Genomic DNA, 18,755 nt, shown 5'->3' with positions numbered 1-18,755 from the left:
TCCCCCTCTGATACACACTTCTATGTGGTGAGGAGATGCGGGAGCGGCAAAAAAAGACGGACAGCGGGATGGGTTTCCTCGATTTTTCCCGGATCAAACAATATCTACAAATAGATTGCCCTCCGAAAGTTTACTATGAATACACCGGGGAGAAAAACCGTTTCGGTTTTGATTTTGGCTCTTTTGATTGTCGGATTCGTTCTGACGGCCGGGTGTGTCGGTCTGGTGAATCCGACGCCAAACGAGGTCATGATCCGCGGGAATCTGATCTCGGTCGATCCGACGTATGTCGACGGGACGTTTATCTGGAAACTTCTGCTGGATCCAAACGGCTATGAACCCGAGATGGTCGCCGCAGTGGACGGGTATCTGATCCCGCAGAATCCGCTGATCGAACTCGGTGCGGGGATCGGCTCGCTTTCGGCATATATGAACGATAAGCTGACGATGTCGGTGAATCAGGTTTCAGTCGAACCGAATCCGTATCTGATCCCGTCTCTGAACCTGACGAAACAGAATAACGATCTCGGCGTGACGTTCGTGCAGAAGACGATCGGGTACGGATCGAACACGGTCGCGATCTCGGTGACGTCGGATATCACAAACAACCGGATCGTGCGGCCGGACGGCGTACTCGTGAAGTCGGTCGAAGTGGATACGACGACCGTTCAGAAGCTTGCGCAGAATGCAGGGTTCACCTCGAATATAACGCTTGTCATGAATATCGTCGGATACGAGCATGCCGTCGTTCAGTATGAGGCCGAGTTCCTGAGCCAGAACGTCAGCACGGTGATCGCGGCGGTATATACCGACGGCAAGAACACGCCGGATTCGTTTGCGGAAAAGATGGAGCTGATCGGCTTTACGGAACAGTCCCGGGGAATGGCAGCCGAAAAAGGCTATGTGGTGATGGTCTTCACCAAATAAAAAAAGGGGTTTACCCCACGACCATACTATTTTCTTCGGCGATCTCGATGAACGAATCAGCGAGATACTCTGCCTGTGTTTTCGTTAGTCCGTAGGTGTTGAACTTCCACTGTTTGGTGACGCCCGGCATGATGCCGGTGATCCCCCGTTTGTTTAAGGCGCTCGAGAGGAAGAAGCCGCGTTTTTTATGGGTCCGGGCGATGACGTCGAAGGATCCCGCCGTATCCATACGGGTGAGGGTGTGTTTTCGCGGATACTCGGACGCGACCTTCGTTCCTTCGATCGAGAGCAGAGCGTCGGTGACGATCTTGTGGTTTTTCAGTTCCTCGTCGAAGTGGTTGACCCGCTCTTTCACCCGCGGGAAGGAGGCGATCAGCCCGACCGCCGGGTCGCCCATCAGCGAACAGCCGAGGATACCGACCTGCTTGATGCCGAACTTTCTGCCGGTGATATCCCCTTGGATCTTTGTTGTGCGGAGAACGATCTCCGCATACTCATCGGTGGTCGCAAGAATCCCGGACGGGGCGGGGGCCGCCATACTTTTGTGCCCGGATCCGACAACGAAATCGACGCCGAGTTTTTTCCCGTCAACCGGGAGAACGCCGACGGTATACACGCCGTTGTAGAGAACGGGGATGTCGTACTGGTGGGCGACTTTGGCGATTTTTTCGACTTCATGCATGTTGCCGTACATAAAATCGACCGCATCCACAAAGACGAGTTTTGGAGCATAGCCGAATTCGCGTACGGCGTTTTCGATCGACTCGGCGGCGGCATCGGCGGTGATGTGGTGGTCGGCCGTCGGCCTGATCTCTCTGACGACGCCGTTCACAACTTCGACGGACAAATACGCCGTGTAATGCCCCATCCCGGTCATGATCACCGGCTCGCCTTTTCCGACAAGTGCCCCGGTGACTTCCTGGAATGCCCGCCGTGCTCCGGGCACGAGCTGGATCTTGTCCATCCCGAGCCATTTCGCGGCTTCTTCGTGGAAGTCTGCGATCGGCGGTTTTGTCACATAGTCCAGGCGGAAGGGTTTATGACAGTTGTCACAGACGGAGTATCCGTCCCCCCACGCGATGACGGCTTTCATCGCTTCGGGTGTGAGTCTCCCCGCCGCCTGGATCGGATCGAGATTGATCGAGGATTCTTCCACGGCGCGGGCTTCGATCTGCCCTGCGCATTTCATAAGAGCTCTCCCTCGAGGATCTCAAGCTGTTTTCGGATATTTTCGATGGTGTCTTTTGTTCGTTCCTTCTGTTCATCGGTGAGATGATGCAAAGGCGAGGTCTCCCTTAGGGTGACCCGTATATCGGTCAGATTGAACAGGCCGGTGAATACTGCATCGATCGCTTTTTGTGACATTTTTTCATAGAGCGTCTGCATTTTTCCGCACAGACGCTATGCGGTTTTTGAAATGACAAGCCAGGTGCCTGATTTGAACAGGCGTAGAACTGCTCTGCAGGCAGTCGCGTGGCCGCTCCGCCAACCTGGCACGGTTTGATGTTCACAGTGTGATGTTCACACTGTGAATAAACATATGCGGTTTTTGTATTTAATTGTATCTGGGTTTTCTGGAGCAAAAGAGGATTTTCCAGCGGTTCGGATCCGGTTTGGATGCCGCACGCAGAACACGGGAAATTTTTGAGAACTACGGAAAAAAAAGAAAACGACGCACCGGTCGGGATTTGAACCCGAGTCATAGGCTCCGGAGGCCCATAGGATATCCTGACTACCCTATCGGTGCAGATACATTCGATTGAACGCCTTAGTATATTACACTTGAGAGTATTTATACCTGGGGTGACAGGATCCTTTTCAGATCCTGCACGCTTTCGGCGATGAGGTCAGCCCCGGCGTTTTCCAGCTCCTCTCTCGTACCGTAGCCGTATAATATGCCGATCGAATCAATCCCCGCGTCTTTTGCGCCGAGGATGTCGTGCATCCGGTCGCCGACCATGACGGTGTGTTCCGGATCGGTTATTGCGCAGCGTTTGAGCGTTGCTTTGATGATCTCGCTTTTGTGCGTTATGGTGTTGGCCATATCGCTGCCGGCAATGCAGGTGAAATACTTCGCGATCCCGAAGTGTTCGAGTACGATCTCTGCAAACTGCTCGACCTTTGCCGTTGCGACCATCAGGGTCCTGCCCTCCTCGTTGAGGGATTTAAGGAGGTCTTCGATCCCCGGAAAGACGCTGCATTCGAATATGCCTTTTTCACGGTAGAATTCACGGTAATATCTGACGGCGGCCGTCGCTTCTTCACGGGAAAGGCCGTAGATTTCCTGGAACGATTCGAGGGGGGGCGGCCCGATGAGTTTCAGCAGTTCGCTTCTTTCCGGGACCGGGATGCCGTATTTTTCCATCGCATAGATGAAGGAGTTGGTTATCCCGACCACCGGGTCGGTGAGTGTTCCGTCCAGGTCGAAGACGATGTTGGTGTAGGTTTTCATGCCCGTACCGTTATCTCTTCTGCTGGTACTGGTACCAGATCCGGCATGCTCCTTCGTGCGAGACCATGCACGGCCCGACGGGGACACGCGGCGTGCATGCTTTGCCGAAGAGTTTGCAGTCGGACGGGTCGGCGAGACCTCGAAGGACGCGGTCACAGATACATCCGTCCTTTTTGGTGATTTTTTCATAGACGAGGTCGAACTTTTTCTGGGCGTCGAATGCTTCGAACTCGGGCTTGAGGGCGAGACCGGAGTCGGGAATGACGGGGAATCCGCGCCACTCGACGTCGGAGGGGGTGAAGACTTCTTTCATGAGGTTCTGGGCTTTGACGTTTCCTTCGTAGGTGACAACACGGGGATAGGCGTTTTCGACTTTGGCTTCGCCGTTTTTGATCTGTTCGGCGAGCATGAGAAGGGCAAGGAGGATGTCTTCGGGTTCAAATCCGGCGACGACCTGCGGGACTTTGAACTGGTCGTATTCATGGTAGCCCATGACGGCACAGACGTGTCCGGGGAGGATGAATCCGTGGAGGTCGGCTTCGCCCTGTTCCATGAGCCATTTCATTGCGGGCGGGACGAGCCGGTGGGAGACGAGGATGCTGAAGTTTTCGGGGGGGTTCGTGATGAGGGTCGCGGCGACGGTCGGAACGGTGGTTTCGAAGCCGACCGAGATGAATACGACTTCCTTGTCCGGGTTCTGGCGTGCGATCTCGACTGCCTTGGTTATTCCCTGGACGATGCGGACGTCGCCTTTGACGTGTTCAAGGGAGGTTTTGGATCCGGGGACCCGAAGGAGGTCTCCGTAGGTGCAGACTATGCAGCCCCGCTCGGCAAGTTCGCAGGCGGCATCGATTTCTCCCTGGGGGGTGATGCAGACCGGGCAGCCGGGTCCCATCACGATTTTCATTTGGGGAGGAAGGACGGATCTGACGCCGTATTTGGCGATGGCGGCTTCATGGGTGCCGCAGACGTGCATGATCCTGATGTCGGTGTCTACTACTTCGGAGAGTTTTTGTGCAATATCCGTGCCGAGCGTCATATGTATGTATATTGCACGTCACTCCAGATAATCACATCTTTTCGATTTCGTGTATGGGATTCTTTTGGTGGTACTACTCATCACACGAAATGCACGAAAAACACACGAAAACACGAAAATGAGAACAAACAGGTTGGATTGTCTCCATCCCCCACACGAAATTTCCGAAATTCAACGAAATTCACGAAAAGGGGGATGTAAGAATATTCTTTTTTGGATTTAAGAAAAGGGTTTGTTAAAATTGATGAAAAAATTTACCAGCACCTGCTGCATTTTTGGTAGCCTGATGGGTCTGTCACAGTAAAGTAATTGGAAAGATCCTTGATATACGAACAGCCGGCTTTATGCACTATCCCTGAGTCCTTGTTCACGTAATAAAGAATTGTCGATGTCGCGGTTTTAGTAGGCGTCGGTGTACTGGTAACAACAGGCGTAGATGTTTGTGTTTGGACTGACGTTGGAGTATTTGTTAGAGTTGAAACGGGAGTGGAAGTTGCTTCGTCAGATGCTGTAGAAACACAACCCGCAGTAAAAGCTACTGCGAATAGCAGTAATATCATAATAAAACACACACTTTTATTCATAAAATATAATGGACATTGTTCTTCCATAAATATTTCTGGGAAATAGTTTACAATCCGCTGGTATTATCAGAATTATTACTAAAAATGGATCTCCTTACCTAGATATACTGGGTCATTATTAGTGAAATGATTCTCACTCTTTTTCATTAGATGGGGTGATTTGCCTTTGGTCTCGGCTGTTTTCACGTATGGGAATCTTTGAGAGGTACCCCTCCTCACACGAAATTCACGAAAAACACACGAAAACACGAAAATAATAAAATCGGTCGGGTGGAGATGTACATAGATCCCTCCCCAGCCCCCACACGAAACTTTCGAACATCAACGAAATGCACGAAAAGGGGGGCAGGGGCGGAGGAAAAGAAATCTTCTCTTGTCAAAATAGAGGTGAGTGTATTGGAGGTAATTTCACTCAAAATAATACGGCGGTTCTTCTTCTTCGACTGTTGGAAGTGCCGCTCCCTTTCGGACGATCCTTTGCACGTACACCTTGGGATATGTGCCAAAATTCACTAAGATCCCTAGATCATATCCCCCAAGATTTAGATAGTTCATCACCTGTTTCTGTTCTTCTTCTGTGGTGTTTTGCCGCGATTTCAGCTCAACAATAATTTTGTCAAAACAGACAAAATCCGGGGTATAATATCCGATCTCCTGACCTTTGTACACTGCCGGGATACGTTTCTGCGGGACAAAGGGAATCTTTCTTAGTTTAAATTCATGCTCCAAAGCTTTCTGATAAAATGATTCGATGAAGGTGTTTCCAAGAGTTTTGTACACTTCAAAAATAGCACCGAAGATTGCATAGGATTCGTCTTTATAATAGAGCATTATCTGTTATTTTATCATCCCATCCTAATAAAAATCACCCAGTTAATGCAGATCAATATATTACCTAACATTTCAATCCCCCGCCCCTGTCCCCCTTTTCGTGCATTTCGTTGATTTTCGAAAATTTCGTGTGGGGGACTGGGGAGGATGCTTCAGGGGTCCACCCAACAAATATTTCTTTTTTCGTGTTTTTGTGTATTTTTCGTGGATTTCGTGTGATGAATTGTACCACCCGAAAGAATCCCGTACACGAAACCAAAATAAAATAAAAAAAGAGCAGAAAAAGAACGCCCACTTACTCGCAAATCAGAGATTTGGTCACAAGTCTGACGACTTGTTCCGATGAGGCCGCCCCAACGGGGCAGCCCGCCTCAGCTGAGGTCGTCGACTTCGTCTCCGACCCGCCCGCACCGGATGACCTCGTCCTCGGTCACGACATAATCCATCCGGGCGTCGAACGGCTCGGTCGGGATCAACTCGACCTCCTGACAGGCATACGCCATCCCGATACGCGGGATATCGGGATTCTTTTCAAAAAAGCGGTCATAGTATCCCGCACCATATCCCAGCCGGTGCCCCGCACGGTCGAACCCCACCATCGGGACGAGCACCACGTCGATCGAGGATGCCGGGGCGGGCTGTTCATGGGTGAGCGGCTCGGGGACCCGGAAGGTGCCCGGTTCGAGCTGGTCCATCGAGGTGAGATACGAGAGCCGGAGCGTGTGGGTCTCCTTCTCGATGATCGGGACGACGACCGTTTTTCCCTCTTCTAAAAGGCAATTGACGATCACCATCGACTCCACCTCCGGATCCTTCGCGATGTAGGCAAGGACCGTATGATAGGGTTTCAAAAGTTCCTGCAGCCGGCAGGTGATATAGTATCCCTTCTCCCGCCGGTCGCCCAAAGACAGAGCTTCGCGTCGTTCTTTTAATATAGTGCGAAGCTCTGCTTTCGTCGTCATTTTCGATTCGTCTTCCGCACGCGGACCGCGATACCGCGGTTGGCACGGAGCATCTCGTCCGCACCCATCGTGGTTTTTCCGGTCGCCTGATATCCTTCGCCGCCGACGAACACCTCGTCGCCTTCACGGATCTGCGGATCGCAGTCGGCGATACCCGGCGCAAGGATATCTCCTTGCGGGACAAAGCCGTCCGAGATCCAGACCCGGTAGCCGTTGATGTACTTCCACCCCTCGTGGGTCGGGCGGAGCAGGCCCGTCTCCGGGTCGATCGAGAAGATCTGCGTCTTCTTCTCGTAGATCTTCTGGTTCGGATACCGGCCTTTCGTAAGCCAGCCCTTCGTGTCGACCAGTTCGCCGAACTGCCAGAGAAGCGTGCCGCGGATCGGATCCGTCCGGCGTTTTCTGCTCTCGCGAAGGGCGTTGTTGAGGGCACGGAGCGAATCCGGGGAGAGCGGCTTGTCGTCATTGCAGGTAAACTCGAGTTCGACGCCGGCCGCCTGTGCGGCGGTCTTCGCGACCTCTTTTGCCCCGCCTTCCAGATGGCAGATGACCCGGTCATACCGGTGCTTCGTGAGATAGGCCGTGAGGTATTCGACCAGGATCGCGGACTCTTCCTTGTCCCAGTATCCGGTCACCGGCACATCGTAGTGGCCTGCCGGATAGATGAGTTCGAGTTCGCGGGGGACGACGCCTAAGGGCGAAGTCACGATCACTTCATGGGCACGGCTGTCGACCACGCGGGAGAAGAGCTGATGCGATCTCGAGAGCGAGTAGGGTTTTCGTGCGGCGCACGGAAGAAGGACGCAGACATCGGTCCTTCCCGGAACGAACCGGTTGATGACCCGATCCTCGAAGAAGGCGATCTCGGCACGGGTCATCGACTCGGAGGAGTTTGCGAGGAACCGGGACGACCGGACGACCGGCAGGTTCACCGCAAAGCCAGGTCTCCTGTCGACGTGTCTGAGAAGAGAGACCTGCTCGGCGTGGAGTCTGCAGCGCATCTCCATGAACTCGCGGAGCTGGCCCTGTTCGATCCAGACCCGTGCGAGAGCGATCTCTTTTTCGAGAGCCAGGCGGTTGTGGAGCTTCAGGTCGCCGGCTTTGCAGCCCGGACAATCGCAGATGCCTTTTTCCATGTAGGAGGCATCGAACTCGCCTTCGGGCGTGCAGAACTTTTTCTGGACTGCCGCAAGATCCACCGCGGTGTAGTCGAAGAGGTCGAATCCGAGGTAGATCAGCGAAGCTACGTTCGAGGGAAGACCGCATGCGGGGGCATAGCGTGCGGCGTCCGGGGGACAGACCGCGAGCAGTTTTTCCATATACTCGGCATGGCGGCGTGCGTCGGAGATGACGGTGTTCCAGTTCGAAAACAGGAGCACGCTTCCCTCGACGGACTCGCTCTGCGGGTGAACGGCCGTCGGCTCTTCGCCTGCGACGAAGTATTTCCCGAACTCGGCTTTGCTAGCGGACGGCGGGAGGTTCGTGAATCCGCGTTCCTCAAGCGAGGGGAAGACCGACTCTGCGTCGATCACGGCGGGCGTGCTGATGCTTTCCTCGTCGGAGAGTTTCAGGTTCCCGATCCGGGCGTTTCCGTCGCGTTTTCGTGCGTCGAACAGACTCATGTGATGACCTCGGCCGCGGGGAATTCGGCTCTGAAAAGGTCGGCCCATTTGGCCGTGGTGGAGATGGTGACTTTGGTGTCGGGGTTGGTGGCGAGCAGTCCTTTGAGGCCCTTGATCCCGTACTTCATCATCTCTTCGTCCCAGGTCGGGACCTCGGCAGGCCCTGCAGGGAAGGTCTCGGCAAGTTCGTAGGGCAGGGGACCGAACGGCGGCTTGAACTCGATGACTTCTTCAAAGCGGGAAGGGACCGGCCCTCCGGCCGCAATGAGGGAGACGTCGGAGAGTTTCACGCGGGGGATCATCGCATGGTAGTTCGTGACCTCGGTCCGGCGGCATGACTCGCTGCCGCGGTAGAAGAACCGGCGCTTGCTCGCTCTGTCGAGGTGCTCGATCTCTTCGACCCTTTCCAGGAGTCTGCGGTATCCGTCGAGCAGTTTGGGGTGGGCCCGGCACCGCTCATCGACGAGTTCCCAGAGGGTCCCGTCCTGGATGGCGGCACGGATCCTCGAGATCTCGGCCATGGTGACGGCGAGGTTGTGGTAGGCGAGGAGCTTTTGTTTGTCGGGCGATTTTTTCAGCTCTTCGACGGTGTGACTGCGGCAGACCGGACAGGCGCACGGCAGTTCGCTCATCTCGTCGAGTTTGAGCGTTCCGTAGGTCGTGATGTAGCGTCCTTCCTTCGCATACAGGGCGTAGGCGGCGGAGTCGAAGACATCGCAGCCGAGAGCCGCGGCGAGGGCGAACATGGAGGGGTGGCCGGCACCGAAGAGGTGGACGCAGGCTCCCGGATTGAGGCCTTTTTTCGCGGCAAGGATGACGTCGACGAGTTCCCGGTACCGGTAGCTTTCCATTAAGGGAACGACGGCGCCGACCGGGCAGTAGGCAAAGCCCATATCGGAGACGGTTTTCCCGGCATATTCGCGGAGGTCTTCGAAGACGGCTCCCTGGACCGGACCGGAGATGGGAGCGTCGTCACCGAAGAGTTCCTTCGCTTCCTTCATTCTGGCCATGGTGATCTCCATCTGGGCGATGACTTCGTCCCGTTCGGTGTCCGGGTGGGTCGGGATGTCGAGCGGGACCCAGATGTCGCTTCCGATGTCTCTCTGGAAGGAGAGGGTCTGCTCGTTCGTGATATCGACGCTTCCGTAGACGGACATCTGGAAGGATCCCGAGTCGGTCATGATCAGGCCGTCGAAGTCGAGGACCTCATGCAGGCCTTTTTCGAGGGCGGGGCCGCGGAACTCTTCGCTTTTGGAGAAGATGTAGGCGTTTGTGATGATTCCTTCGACGCCCATCTTTTTCATTTCGGAGGGTGGGATTATCTGCAGGTGGGGGTTGACGACCGGGAGGAGTGCAGGCGTTCTGATGGCTTTGTCGCCGGCTTTGAGTTTGCCGACGCGTCCCGCTATGTCTTTATGGATGACTTCGAATGTTATTGCCATGGGATTATTCCTTGAATATCTGTCCTTCAAATGTAAGAATATTGCATGATGCGTTTGTCCATGCGTCAGGGTGGAGACCGGCTTTGCGGCAGGTCTCGCGGAGGAATTCGACGGGTCCCCATCCGTATTCGACGGCGACCTGGGGGAGAAGGAGGCCGGTGTGCCCGTTCATTTCTGCGATGAGTCCGTGTCTGCCGATGATGACGGCTCCGGGGCGCTGGTCCGGTTCGCACTCAAGGAGTACGGGCAGGGTGAGGACGGTGACTTCGATCTTGATTTGTCGGAGTTCCCCTTCGTTGACGGGGTAGAACCTGGGGTCGTGGATGGCGGCATGCTGTGCGGCGTCTTTGATGGCGTCGCCAAGCGGCATGACGGGGAAGGGAAAGCCGATGCATCCCCTGAGGTCCCCGAATTTGGTGAGCGTTACAAAGACTCCCCGCTTTTCGGTGAAGATGCCGGAGAGTTCCGGTACCCGTGCTGGTGGTTTTCCGGTCACTGCGGACTCAGCGTAGAGTCGTGCAGCCTGCAGGGCAAGCTGTCCTTCGGTCTGACTGAGGAGATGCATAATCATGTAGGTATTAGATGTCAGAGATGATGAATACAGTGGCGGGGTGAGCCGTAGGGGCGGCCTTAGCGGATGCGGGCCGACCCGTAGGGGTGGCCTCAGCGGAGCAAGTTTTCGAAGGAAACTTGCGACTGCGGGTTATCGACGTAGTCGGTGAGCTTAGCGGGGGGCGGGCTCAGCCGATCTTTTTCTTTTGTGTTTTGGTGTGCTTTTCGATTTGGTGTTTTGGATTTTTTGGGTGGTACCACTCATCACACGAAATGCACGAAAAACACACCAAAACACGAAAAATAGATAGATCGGTTGTTAGGTGGTTGTACATAGAACCCTCCCCCGTCCCCCAACACCAAAAAGCACAAATTCGCAAACCTTCGGTTTGCTCGCAAGGCAAAGCCTTGCTCAGCTAAGACCGGTCTTATGGACCGGTCCGCCTCAGCTGAGGTCGTCCGCTTTCAGCGTCCAACCCGCCAACGAAATGCACGAAAAGGGGGACAGGGGCGGAGGATTGAGGGATGTCGGGCGGCGTTGAAAAAAATACAAGACCCCCCCTTCAGCCGCTACCCCCATATTACCTGCGGCCGAGGGTTACGAGGATGATGCCGATAAGAATGAGGCCGCCGAAGAAGAGCATGAGGATGATGAGGCCGGTTTCGGAGTCGACGACCTGGATGTTAGCGGCCGTTTCGTTGAGTGAGTCGAAGATCGTCTGTGCAGCCATTGTATGTTTGCATATACTGCGGAGAGATTTAAGACTGTTGGCAGGTGGTGAGATACTCTAAGAAAGAAGGGATTGGCTGGGTGTGGATACAAGAGGTATTTTACCGCGAATTCTCGCGAATTCTCGCGAATCGCATTTTTCTTGCGTCGTCGTGCTCTGCTCCGGCTGATCGCCTACGCAGGAATCGCACGCCGTCTGGAAAAATGCTAAGGAAAAACCGGCGTGCCGGTTTTTCTTTCAATTTTCGTAACCTATCTCTCTGAGTGAGAGCGGCATTTTTGTCCGATTCGGGGGCATTATCGCACCGTGCGGTCAGGGGTATAAATATCCCTGATTCAAATTGTATTGGTGAGGACAGGAGGTTTGTTAGGTTCCCCCTCCCCGAATTATTTGCCCTGATCTCGATGAAACGGTTCGAGTCATGGCAATCAATGCTTTTTTCCAAGGCCCCTCCTCTCTTTTTTTGGGGAGGGGGGAGGGGCACTCTTTTAGATTGTGGTTGCGGTACGCTAGAAAAAAGAATGGAGAAAAAAACTTACCCGAGTCTCTTCTCTTTTGTGTTCCAGAAGAACAGTTCAGTCGGGGGGTGTTCATATTTTTTCAGAACCGAAGGATAGAGCTGAGGATACTTGATATCTGAAAGCGGAATGCAATAAATCATCTCTGGATTTTCAGGTTCGCCACCTAATCCAATAACAACGTAGACAGGGATATTTTTCTCTTGCTGATATTTTTGATATCGTGCAAATTGTGCAGGTTTTGACCAGGATAAAATTGGTCTTCCCTGCTTGTCTTTTGCATATCCTGAACGGAACTTACACTCTACTGCAAAGACATCACCTGTTGGATTATACCTTATACGAAAATCCGGATCGAGGTTGGATTCGGCATAGATTCCGTTCTTTGCGTTGTAATAATCAGGAGTTCGGTATTCCAGAGCAAAGTATTCTCTCCTCCCATTATTCTTGAAAATGAGGTCCTGTATATGGTCTTCAAATGCCCTGCCGATCTCTTCGAATTTTGCTTTAGTCTCTTCAGGTGTGTTTTCATCAGGCTCTTCTTCGAAAACGATCCCAAATACTCTTAAGAATTTACTGACTAATCCCATTTTTTAATCACATACCACGTTTTTGAACTATTGATTTGTGTACAAATAAATGGAGTTGGTTTGGACTTTTGAGGAGATTGGGTGGTTGAATTGGGATGAAGTTCAGAAAAAAGAGTTCGGTGGACGATAATAATCTGACAGTATTCTGTGGAAAGATATTACATACATCACGATAATTAGTATTTATGGCAAGTCCTATTTCGTCTCAAGAGCAGATAATTCAGATAGTCAATACAGCTCTTCAGAACAGAAAGGACAGTACAGTCAATATCTTAAATGATAAGCTTACTCTGTCAGTATTTTCCGAACTTGAAAGAAATCTGCAGAATGTTTCGGAAATCAACTTTATTGTCCGTGAAGAACATAGTGTTCCTGATAAAAAAGAGTTGATTCATGAGTTTGAACTAACAACAAAACCATCTGATATTCTCTTTAATAGCTATGAAATAGCGGAAAAAAACAAACTCCGGTATTTCCACAAGGCACGGACGATGCATGATTTCATCAAGTCCAACGTGAATGTCAGAAAAACCCTTAATCCAAATATGGTGAGAGGAAATGTTCTTTTAATCGATGATGATGTTCAGATTCAGGGAACATCGTCACTGGAAATATCGAAGCCAAAAACTATTCACGGTCTTCCTCAGATCAATTTTGATACATTTATCAATAGTTCCATGGATAAGGAACAGATCACTCGGTCTCTTAAGTTATTCCATACACTTTGGAATACCAGTGGATATACCCAGGATTTCAAAGAAGAGCTTCTTGAGAGTCTGTTATATATCTACAAAGAGTATTCTCCAGAGTTTTTGTATTATTATACGCTGTACGCCCTGTTTGGGGATCAATTGGATGCGAGTGTGGAGCATTTTGAGAATGACAATACTCGATTTAAGAAGACAAAGATCTGGAATTCGTTGTATAAGTTTCAGCAAGACGCCGTTGTTACTGCAATTCAGAGGATAAACCAATATAACGGCTGTATTATTGCAGATAGTGTTGGTCTTGGAAAGACATACGAAGCATTGGCCGTTATCAAATATTTCGAGATGAGGAACGACAACGTTCTGGTATTAGCTCCGGCAAAACTCTATGACAATTGGGATTCTTTCAAGAGCCCATATGTTGACAATCCACTGTCAGATGATAAACTCAACTACAAAGTGCTCTCCCACACTGATTTGTCACGAGATACAGGCTATTCACGAAGCGGGCTTGATCTTTCGCGTATTGACTGGGGGAGTTTTGACCTTCTGGTAATAGATGAATCGCATAATTTCAGGAATAGAACAGATAGTAAAGACCACGTTACACGGTATCAGAAGCTTCTCACGGACATTATCAAAAAGGGCGGGAACACAAAAGTCCTTCTGTTATCAGCAACTCCGGTGAATAATTCTCTGGTAGATTTACGCAATCAGATCAGTATCATTACTTCAGATCGTGATTTTGCGTATGAAAATGGGGGTATTCCAAGTATTTCCCAGGTTCTTATCAAAGCACAGCGTGAGATAAATGACTGGTCCAGAAGTTCCAAGAGAAATAAAACAGTCCTCCTGGATAGCCTACCGTCCGAGTTTTATAAGCTTCTTGAGATGGTGACAATCTCGCGAAGCCGCAAGCATATTACGAGTTGTTATGGGTCGGAAAATCTGGCGATGTTTCCAAAGAAATGCATTCCATTGACCTTCAGACCGGGCATCGATTCCGACGGCATGGTAATGAAATTCGACGAGGTGAATGAGGAGCTTGAAACTCTGCTTCTTTCGGTATATTCACCAATGGCTTATATCCTCCCAGAGTATCAGGCAGAATATCGTGAGAAGTATGCGACAAAGATTAATGATCGCGAGGTGTTTTTTCACGAACAGCGAGAGAGTATCAATATCAAACTTCACCGGTTTAATCTGTGTAAGCGGCTAGAAAGTTCAGTGTATTCGTTTGGGAAAACGCTGGAACGGATTCTTGGACGTATTGACGGGTATCTTCTTTCTTTGGAGAGAGGAGAGAAGCTCCTTACTGCAGATACTAATGGCGAGGATCTGGATGAGGATGAACTTGCAGAGATGGAAGATGCATCTTATCTGGAGTACAAATACGAGATAGATGTCCGGCATTTGGACGTGACGAATTACATTGAGGATTTGCAGGCAGATAAGCGAAAGATCAAGAAGATTCTTGGTCAGGTGAATACAGTCCTTGAAGGGAAACGTGATGAGAAACTGGCGACAGTGCAGGCGTTCGTTCTCGATAAAATACAGAAAACCCCGTATAATGTAGGGAACAAGAAGGTTTTGATCTTCTCGGCATTTGCAGATACGGCAAATTATCTGTATGATAATTTGTCTCCGCTTTTACGAGCCAAGGGTATTCATACAGGAATTGTTACCGGAGGAAATAAGCCCCGGACAACAATAAAGAAGGTCAATCTGAAATATAACGAGATTCTATCGCATTTCTCTCCAATTTCAAAAGAGCGACCGGATGCGCGGAATTTTGGAGAGATCGAGGTTCTTATCGGAACGGATTGCATTTCGGAGGGTCAAAATCTTCAGGATTGTGATTGTGTCGTAAATTATGATATTCAGTGGAATCCTGTTGTTTTGATTCAGAGGTTTGGAAGGATCGATCGCCTGGGCAGTTTGAATAAACGGATCCAGATGGTGAATTTCTTCCCAGATATGGATCTGAATGAGTATCTGCAGCTTGAGGAGAGAGTGAAGCGTAAGATGGTTGCTGCAAATCTGGGTTCGACGGGCGATGAGGATTTGTTGAGTCCGGAGATGAATGATCTAGAGTTCAGGCGTGTTCAACTGGAGAGGCTGCAAAAAGAAGTTGTGGATCTTGAGGAGATGAGCGATTCGATTTCCCTGACTGATCTGAATATGAACGGATATCTGAATGAGTTGTATGAGTTTGTGTCGGCACATCCCGAGGTGAAAAAAGTTCCCTCCGGACTTTTTTCGATTACGAAGGGGGAGGAGAAGGGTTGTCTGTTCTGTTTCCGTCATATGGATAATCTGGCGAAACCGAAGAGTGACAGTTCGCTGTATCCGTATTATCTTCTGTATATGAAAAATTCTGGTGAGGTTTATATCGGGATGCATAATGCCCGTGAGGCGTTGTCGGAGTTCAGGCGTTTGTCCTATGGTAAAGAAGTGCCAGAAATGCGGCTTTTCCAGCTGTTCAATGCAAGGACGAAGTATGCTTCGGATATGACGAAATATTCGAAGCTTATCACAAAGGCGATTTCGGCAATTACGGGAGCAGAGCGAAAACGTGCCGAGGAGAGTATTTTTGATTTCACAGGGTTCGTAGACGAGTTTGCTCATACTGCGGAGGATGATTTCGAGTTGATTTCCTTTTTAATTGTGGAGTGAGTCAAATGTTAGGCATCCCGGATGAATGTTCGGTAGAGAGAAACCTTGATGTGAAGCGTCTTCCTCTGAGCGAGGTGAAACCTGGAGAACGAAATCGGTTTAGGGATGTGGTTCGAGAGCTGAAGGTCTCGGCAGTTTTGACGGATAAGGTCCTTCCAGCATATACTACGGAGAGATGCATTGTGCAGGCGGTCCAGGTGTTTGAGGTGCGGGTAAATTCTCTGCGGTCAGCACCCTTCGTATGCGGCGTTTTGCAGAAAATGACGAAAACGCTTTGTATCATTTTTGTGCGGGATGATCATCAGGAGCAGTTTTCATTTGCATTGAAGCGTTTGAATCTCCAGTATGCGTCAGAAGTGGTTGTTACGGATCAGTTTTTGAGTGTGCCACGCGTATCCGGCGTTTCGGGAAATGGCATGCGATTGATGGAGATGTATGCTGGATGGGGTGTTGTGGTGAATATGACGAGTCTTTATTCATGGTATCTTGAACTGATGGTGAAGTGTTTTGTTATCACACATAGGAAGGTCTGGTCCGGGATGGAGGGATTGCTTTCGTCAAAAGTATGGTATAATTCCGATGATGTTCTTTCGATGTTTTCGGATCTGAAACGGCTGGTAGGTTTGTCTGAGGAGCGTGGCCGGTCGCTTTCGATGGGGGAATCTGTGCGGCTGAACGGGGAGTTGAGAGAGGTGTATGAGAGGCTGGAGAGGTATGCCTGATGGATGCCGGTGAAGGAATAATTGTAGTTTTTGTCAGTATTATTGCGGGATTTTTAAGTGTATTTTTGCTGAAGGAGATTTTATCCGATTTTATCTTTACTCAGCTGATCGATAGTTTTGAATATATCTTAGACCAGTTATATTATCAAACAGCCCCCCTCACAGATCCAGAATGGGCGGCGAGTATGGAGAATTCGTATAATTTTGGGAATATGGCTTTAGATTCCCTTCGCTTTCTAGTCGGTTTTCTTCCGACCTTATGTTTCGGCATTCGGTTGGTAAATCGGTAAATTGTCCGTTCTTGCCGGGTCCGTGGAGGGATTTTTCCGTATGCTGAGAAATAAGGACTTTTTCAGATTACTGCCGGTTTCATTATTTTTATCAGTGTATGTTTTGGGAAGAAGAACATTTTACTCTCCCCCCCACTCGTAATCTTTAACCCCATTCCCCGCCCAATTACACATATTCTATTGGTGACATCTGCATGGAACAACACAACCCCGCTTTTCAAAAAATACCTCTTGCAACAACGAATCCTTTCTCTGAAAATCTCCGCCGCCTTCAGGCACTTTTTCCTTCGATCGTCAAAGACGGCCAGATCGATTTCGATGCCCTGAAAGAGGAACTTGGCGAAGTCGAAGAAGTGGATAAGGAACATTATGAACTGTCCTGGGCAGGAAAGCAGGAGGCAAAACGGACCGCAGGCGAGCCAATACTTGGACGCACGCTGAAGTATGTCCCAGAGGAAAGTAAAAATCCAGACTCTACAGAGAACCTTTACATCGAGGGAGATAATTTAGAGGTTCTGAAGCTTCTGCAGAATTCTTACGTCGGCAAGATCAAGATGATCTACATCGATCCGCCGTATAATACGGGCAACGATTTTGTCTATAAGGACCACTTTGCGGTATCGGCAGAGGAAAATGCGAAAGCGGAAGGAGATATTAGCGCCGAAGGGGAGCGGTATGCGGTAAATCCGAAAACGTCTGGCAAGTATCATGCAAATTGGCTCTCAATGATGTATCCTCGGCTGCGGCTCGCGAAGAATCTTTTGAGAGAGGATGGTATTATGTTCATCTCAATCGATGATAATGAAGTGGGAAATTTACGGGAGATTTGCGATGAAATTTTCGGGGACAATAATTTTTTAGCTAATCTCATTTGGGAAAAAAAATATACAAGATCAAATGATGCTACATTTTTCTCTGATAATCATGATCACATACTCTGTTATTGTCGTAATGTTGAATGTTTTAAAATTGGAAGATTGCCTAGAACAGAGGAGATGGACGTAGCATATAAAAATCCAGATAATCATCCCAAAGGACTTTGGAAAGCAACACCATTACATGCAAAAAGTGGTTCTGCCAATAGTGCTAACTTTACATATACCTTCAAAAATGGTGTCGTATTTACTCCACCAACAGGAACATATTCTCGATATTCTAGTGATACATTGAAAAAATATGATGATAATAATGAAATTTGGTTTGGTCAAGATGGGATGTCTATCCCCGCACGTAAAACATTTCTGTGTGATCTAAAGAATGAGGGGATTGTGCCAAGTACAATTATCCCATATAAAACTGGGGGACACAATCATGAATCGGTAGAAGAATTGAAAGATATTTTTATAAAAAATATCTTCACAAATCCAAAACCTACACGTTTAATCCGCCATCTTGCAACAATAGCTAATCTTAATCATGAATCTCTCATCCTCGACTTCTTCTCCGGGTCTTCAACAACGGCCCATGCAGTGATGCAGCTCAATGCCGAAGATGGAGGGACCCGAAAATTCATCATGGTCCAGCTGCCTGAAGCCTGTGATGAAAAATCTGAAGCATACAAAGCCGGCTACAAAACCATCTGTGACATCGGAAAAGAACGGATTCGCAGAGCCGGGGACAAGATCCAAAAAGAGCACCCGGAAGCTTCGCTTGACACCGGATTCAACGTTTTCCGTCTTGCAGACACCAACATCCGCTGGATCGCCGCCGAAACCGGACAAGTAAGCCTTGAAGATGCAATCATCACCAGTGGGAAAGACTTACGCGACTTCATGCCCGGATACACCGACAAAGACGTCGTCTATGAAATACTGCTTCGCCAGTATGACATCCCCCTGACCGCAAAAATTGAATCTCTTGGTAAAATCGGAAAACGCACTTACTCCGTCGCCGGCACCCTGATTGTCTGCCTCGAAGAGAACATAACAAACGAAATCATAGACAAGATTGCCGGAATCGAACCCGTCCCCCACAAAATCATCTTCCGTGACAGCGCATTCGGGGATGACATCTCCCTCAAAGAAAACACCATGATGCGTCTTGACGCCCTCATGCAGAAACACAGCTCCGGTGGAAAGACCCCATACCGTGTAGAATTCCTCTGAGGTCC

The 18,755-nt window shown here is 49.9% G+C and carries 16 protein-coding genes and 2 tRNA genes; 5 read left to right on the top strand and 13 right to left on the bottom strand.

The window, feature by feature from the left end; all coding sequences use genetic code 11:
- The first annotated feature begins 135 nt into the window (after positions 1-135).
- Positions 136-927, top strand: coding sequence for an FkbM family methyltransferase (locus MLAB_RS06420; protein ID WP_011833587.1), 792 nt, complete (start codon positions 136-138; stop codon positions 925-927).
- Between the two features lie 10 nt (positions 928-937).
- Here MLAB_RS06420 and MLAB_RS06415 read toward each other — a convergent pair whose 3' ends face one another.
- The 13 genes from MLAB_RS06415 to MLAB_RS06360 all read right to left on the bottom strand — a co-directional run bounded on the left by MLAB_RS06415 (position 938) and on the right by MLAB_RS06360 (position 12,250).
- Positions 938-2,116, bottom strand: coding sequence for an aminotransferase class V-fold PLP-dependent enzyme (locus MLAB_RS06415; RefSeq protein ID WP_011833586.1), 1,179 nt, complete (start codon positions 2,114-2,116; stop codon positions 938-940).
- Positions 2,113-2,313 (bottom strand): hypothetical protein, encoded by a 201-nt coding sequence (locus MLAB_RS06410; RefSeq protein WP_011833585.1) that lies wholly within the window; start codon positions 2,311-2,313, stop codon positions 2,113-2,115. Before MLAB_RS06410 ends, MLAB_RS06415 begins: the two co-directional genes overlap by 4 nt.
- A 37-nt stretch (positions 2,314-2,350) precedes the next feature.
- Positions 2,351-2,422: transfer RNA gene (locus MLAB_RS06405), tRNA-Cys, on the bottom strand.
- A gap of 178 nt (positions 2,423-2,600) precedes the next feature.
- Positions 2,601-2,674 (bottom strand) — tRNA-Arg (locus tag MLAB_RS06400).
- Positions 2,675-2,719: 45 nt separating this feature from the next.
- Complete coding sequence (locus MLAB_RS06395) at positions 2,720-3,379, bottom strand: HAD-IA family hydrolase (protein ID WP_011833584.1); 660 nt, start codon at positions 3,377-3,379, stop codon at positions 2,720-2,722.
- Positions 3,380-3,389: 10 nt separating this feature from the next.
- Entirely contained in the window at positions 3,390-4,418 is a 1,029-nt protein-coding gene (hypD, locus tag MLAB_RS06390; protein WP_011833583.1) for a hydrogenase formation protein HypD, read from the bottom strand.
- Positions 4,419-5,410: 992 nt separating this feature from the next.
- Complete coding sequence (locus MLAB_RS06385) at positions 5,411-5,833, bottom strand: GxxExxY protein (RefSeq protein ID WP_011833582.1); 423 nt, start codon at positions 5,831-5,833, stop codon at positions 5,411-5,413.
- A gap of 371 nt (positions 5,834-6,204) precedes the next feature.
- Positions 6,205-6,795, bottom strand: a complete 591-nt coding sequence (locus MLAB_RS06380) for a 5-formyltetrahydrofolate cyclo-ligase (protein ID WP_011833581.1) — start codon at positions 6,793-6,795, stop codon at positions 6,205-6,207.
- Positions 6,792-8,417 (bottom strand): archaeosine synthase subunit alpha, encoded by a 1,626-nt coding sequence (gene arcS / locus MLAB_RS06375; RefSeq protein ID WP_011833580.1) that lies wholly within the window; start codon positions 8,415-8,417, stop codon positions 6,792-6,794. The genes MLAB_RS06380 and arcS overlap by 4 nt, the downstream gene beginning before the upstream one ends.
- On the bottom strand, positions 8,414-9,859 hold the full coding sequence (gene tgtA, locus MLAB_RS06370; RefSeq protein WP_011833579.1) for a tRNA guanosine(15) transglycosylase TgtA: 1,446 nt from the start codon (positions 9,857-9,859) through the stop codon (positions 8,414-8,416). The genes arcS and tgtA overlap by 4 nt, the downstream gene beginning before the upstream one ends.
- Before the next feature lie 4 nt (positions 9,860-9,863).
- Positions 9,864-10,424: a TIGR00296 family protein gene (locus tag MLAB_RS06365; RefSeq protein WP_048062275.1), complete on the bottom strand. Its 561-nt coding sequence runs from the start codon at positions 10,422-10,424 to the stop codon at positions 9,864-9,866.
- 568 nt (positions 10,425-10,992) lie between these two features.
- A complete protein-coding gene (locus tag MLAB_RS09865) occupies positions 10,993-11,142 on the bottom strand; it encodes a hypothetical protein (protein ID WP_011833577.1) in 150 nt (49 codons plus the stop codon).
- Positions 11,143-11,677: 535 nt separating this feature from the next.
- On the bottom strand, positions 11,678-12,250 hold the full coding sequence (locus tag MLAB_RS06360) for a hypothetical protein (protein WP_011833576.1): 573 nt from the start codon (positions 12,248-12,250) through the stop codon (positions 11,678-11,680).
- 185 nt (positions 12,251-12,435) lie between these two features.
- On the opposite strand from MLAB_RS06360, the gene MLAB_RS06355 reads away from it, so the two are divergent.
- From MLAB_RS06355 to MLAB_RS06340, 4 genes are all read left to right on the top strand, one after another.
- Entirely contained in the window at positions 12,436-15,633 is a 3,198-nt protein-coding gene (locus MLAB_RS06355) for a helicase-related protein (RefSeq protein WP_011833575.1), read from the top strand.
- A gap of 5 nt (positions 15,634-15,638) precedes the next feature.
- The gene (locus MLAB_RS06350) at positions 15,639-16,355 is read left to right on the top strand and encodes a DUF4391 domain-containing protein (RefSeq protein ID WP_048062079.1); all 717 of its coding nucleotides are present in this window, start codon (positions 15,639-15,641) and stop codon (positions 16,353-16,355) included.
- Entirely contained in the window at positions 16,355-16,645 is a 291-nt protein-coding gene (locus MLAB_RS06345; protein WP_048062078.1) for a hypothetical protein, read from the top strand. Before MLAB_RS06350 ends, MLAB_RS06345 begins: the two co-directional genes overlap by 1 nt.
- Positions 16,646-16,839: 194 nt before the next feature.
- Positions 16,840-18,750: a site-specific DNA-methyltransferase gene (locus MLAB_RS06340; RefSeq protein ID WP_011833573.1), complete on the top strand. Its 1,911-nt coding sequence runs from the start codon at positions 16,840-16,842 to the stop codon at positions 18,748-18,750.
- Positions 18,751-18,755 lie beyond the last annotated feature (5 nt).

The sequence above is a fragment of the Methanocorpusculum labreanum Z genome (assembly GCF_000015765.1).
Lineage (GTDB): Archaea > Halobacteriota > Methanomicrobia > Methanomicrobiales > Methanocorpusculaceae > Methanocorpusculum > Methanocorpusculum labreanum.
Note: the sequence above shows the minus strand (reverse complement) of the source record. Positions and strands in the feature narration are given on the sequence as shown.

Bases quoted from the DNA above. Each gene is read 5' to 3' on its own strand.
- hypD (WP_011833583.1), bottom strand. From the start codon at position 4,418: ATGACGCTCGGCACGGATATTGCACAAAAACTCTCCGAAGTAGTAGAC.
- MLAB_RS06395 (WP_011833584.1), bottom strand. From the start codon at position 3,379: ATGAAAACCTACACCAACATCGTCTTCGACCTGGACGGAACACTCACC.
- MLAB_RS06365 (WP_048062275.1), bottom strand. From the start codon at position 10,424: ATGCATCTCCTCAGTCAGACCGAAGGACAGCTTGCCCTGCAGGCTGCA.
- MLAB_RS06410 (WP_011833585.1), bottom strand. From the start codon at position 2,313: ATGCAGACGCTCTATGAAAAAATGTCACAAAAAGCGATCGATGCAGTA.
- MLAB_RS06415 (WP_011833586.1), bottom strand. From the start codon at position 2,116: ATGAAATGCGCAGGGCAGATCGAAGCCCGCGCCGTGGAAGAATCCTCG.
- MLAB_RS06345 (WP_048062078.1), top strand. From the start codon at position 16,355: ATGGATGCCGGTGAAGGAATAATTGTAGTTTTTGTCAGTATTATTGCG.
- MLAB_RS06340 (WP_011833573.1), top strand. From the start codon at position 16,840: ATGGAACAACACAACCCCGCTTTTCAAAAAATACCTCTTGCAACAACG.
- MLAB_RS06350 (WP_048062079.1), top strand. From the start codon at position 15,639: ATGTTAGGCATCCCGGATGAATGTTCGGTAGAGAGAAACCTTGATGTG.
- tgtA (WP_011833579.1), bottom strand. From the start codon at position 9,859: ATGGCAATAACATTCGAAGTCATCCATAAAGACATAGCGGGACGCGTC.
- MLAB_RS06360 (WP_011833576.1), bottom strand. From the start codon at position 12,250: ATGGGATTAGTCAGTAAATTCTTAAGAGTATTTGGGATCGTTTTCGAA.
- MLAB_RS06420 (WP_011833587.1), top strand. From the start codon at position 136: ATGAATACACCGGGGAGAAAAACCGTTTCGGTTTTGATTTTGGCTCTT.
- MLAB_RS06385 (WP_011833582.1), bottom strand. From the start codon at position 5,833: ATGCTCTATTATAAAGACGAATCCTATGCAATCTTCGGTGCTATTTTT.
- MLAB_RS09865 (WP_011833577.1), bottom strand. From the start codon at position 11,142: ATGGCTGCACAGACGATCTTCGACTCACTCAACGAAACGGCCGCTAAC.
- arcS (WP_011833580.1), bottom strand. From the start codon at position 8,417: ATGAGTCTGTTCGACGCACGAAAACGCGACGGAAACGCCCGGATCGGG.
- MLAB_RS06380 (WP_011833581.1), bottom strand. From the start codon at position 6,795: ATGACGACGAAAGCAGAGCTTCGCACTATATTAAAAGAACGACGCGAA.
- MLAB_RS06355 (WP_011833575.1), top strand. From the start codon at position 12,436: ATGGCAAGTCCTATTTCGTCTCAAGAGCAGATAATTCAGATAGTCAAT.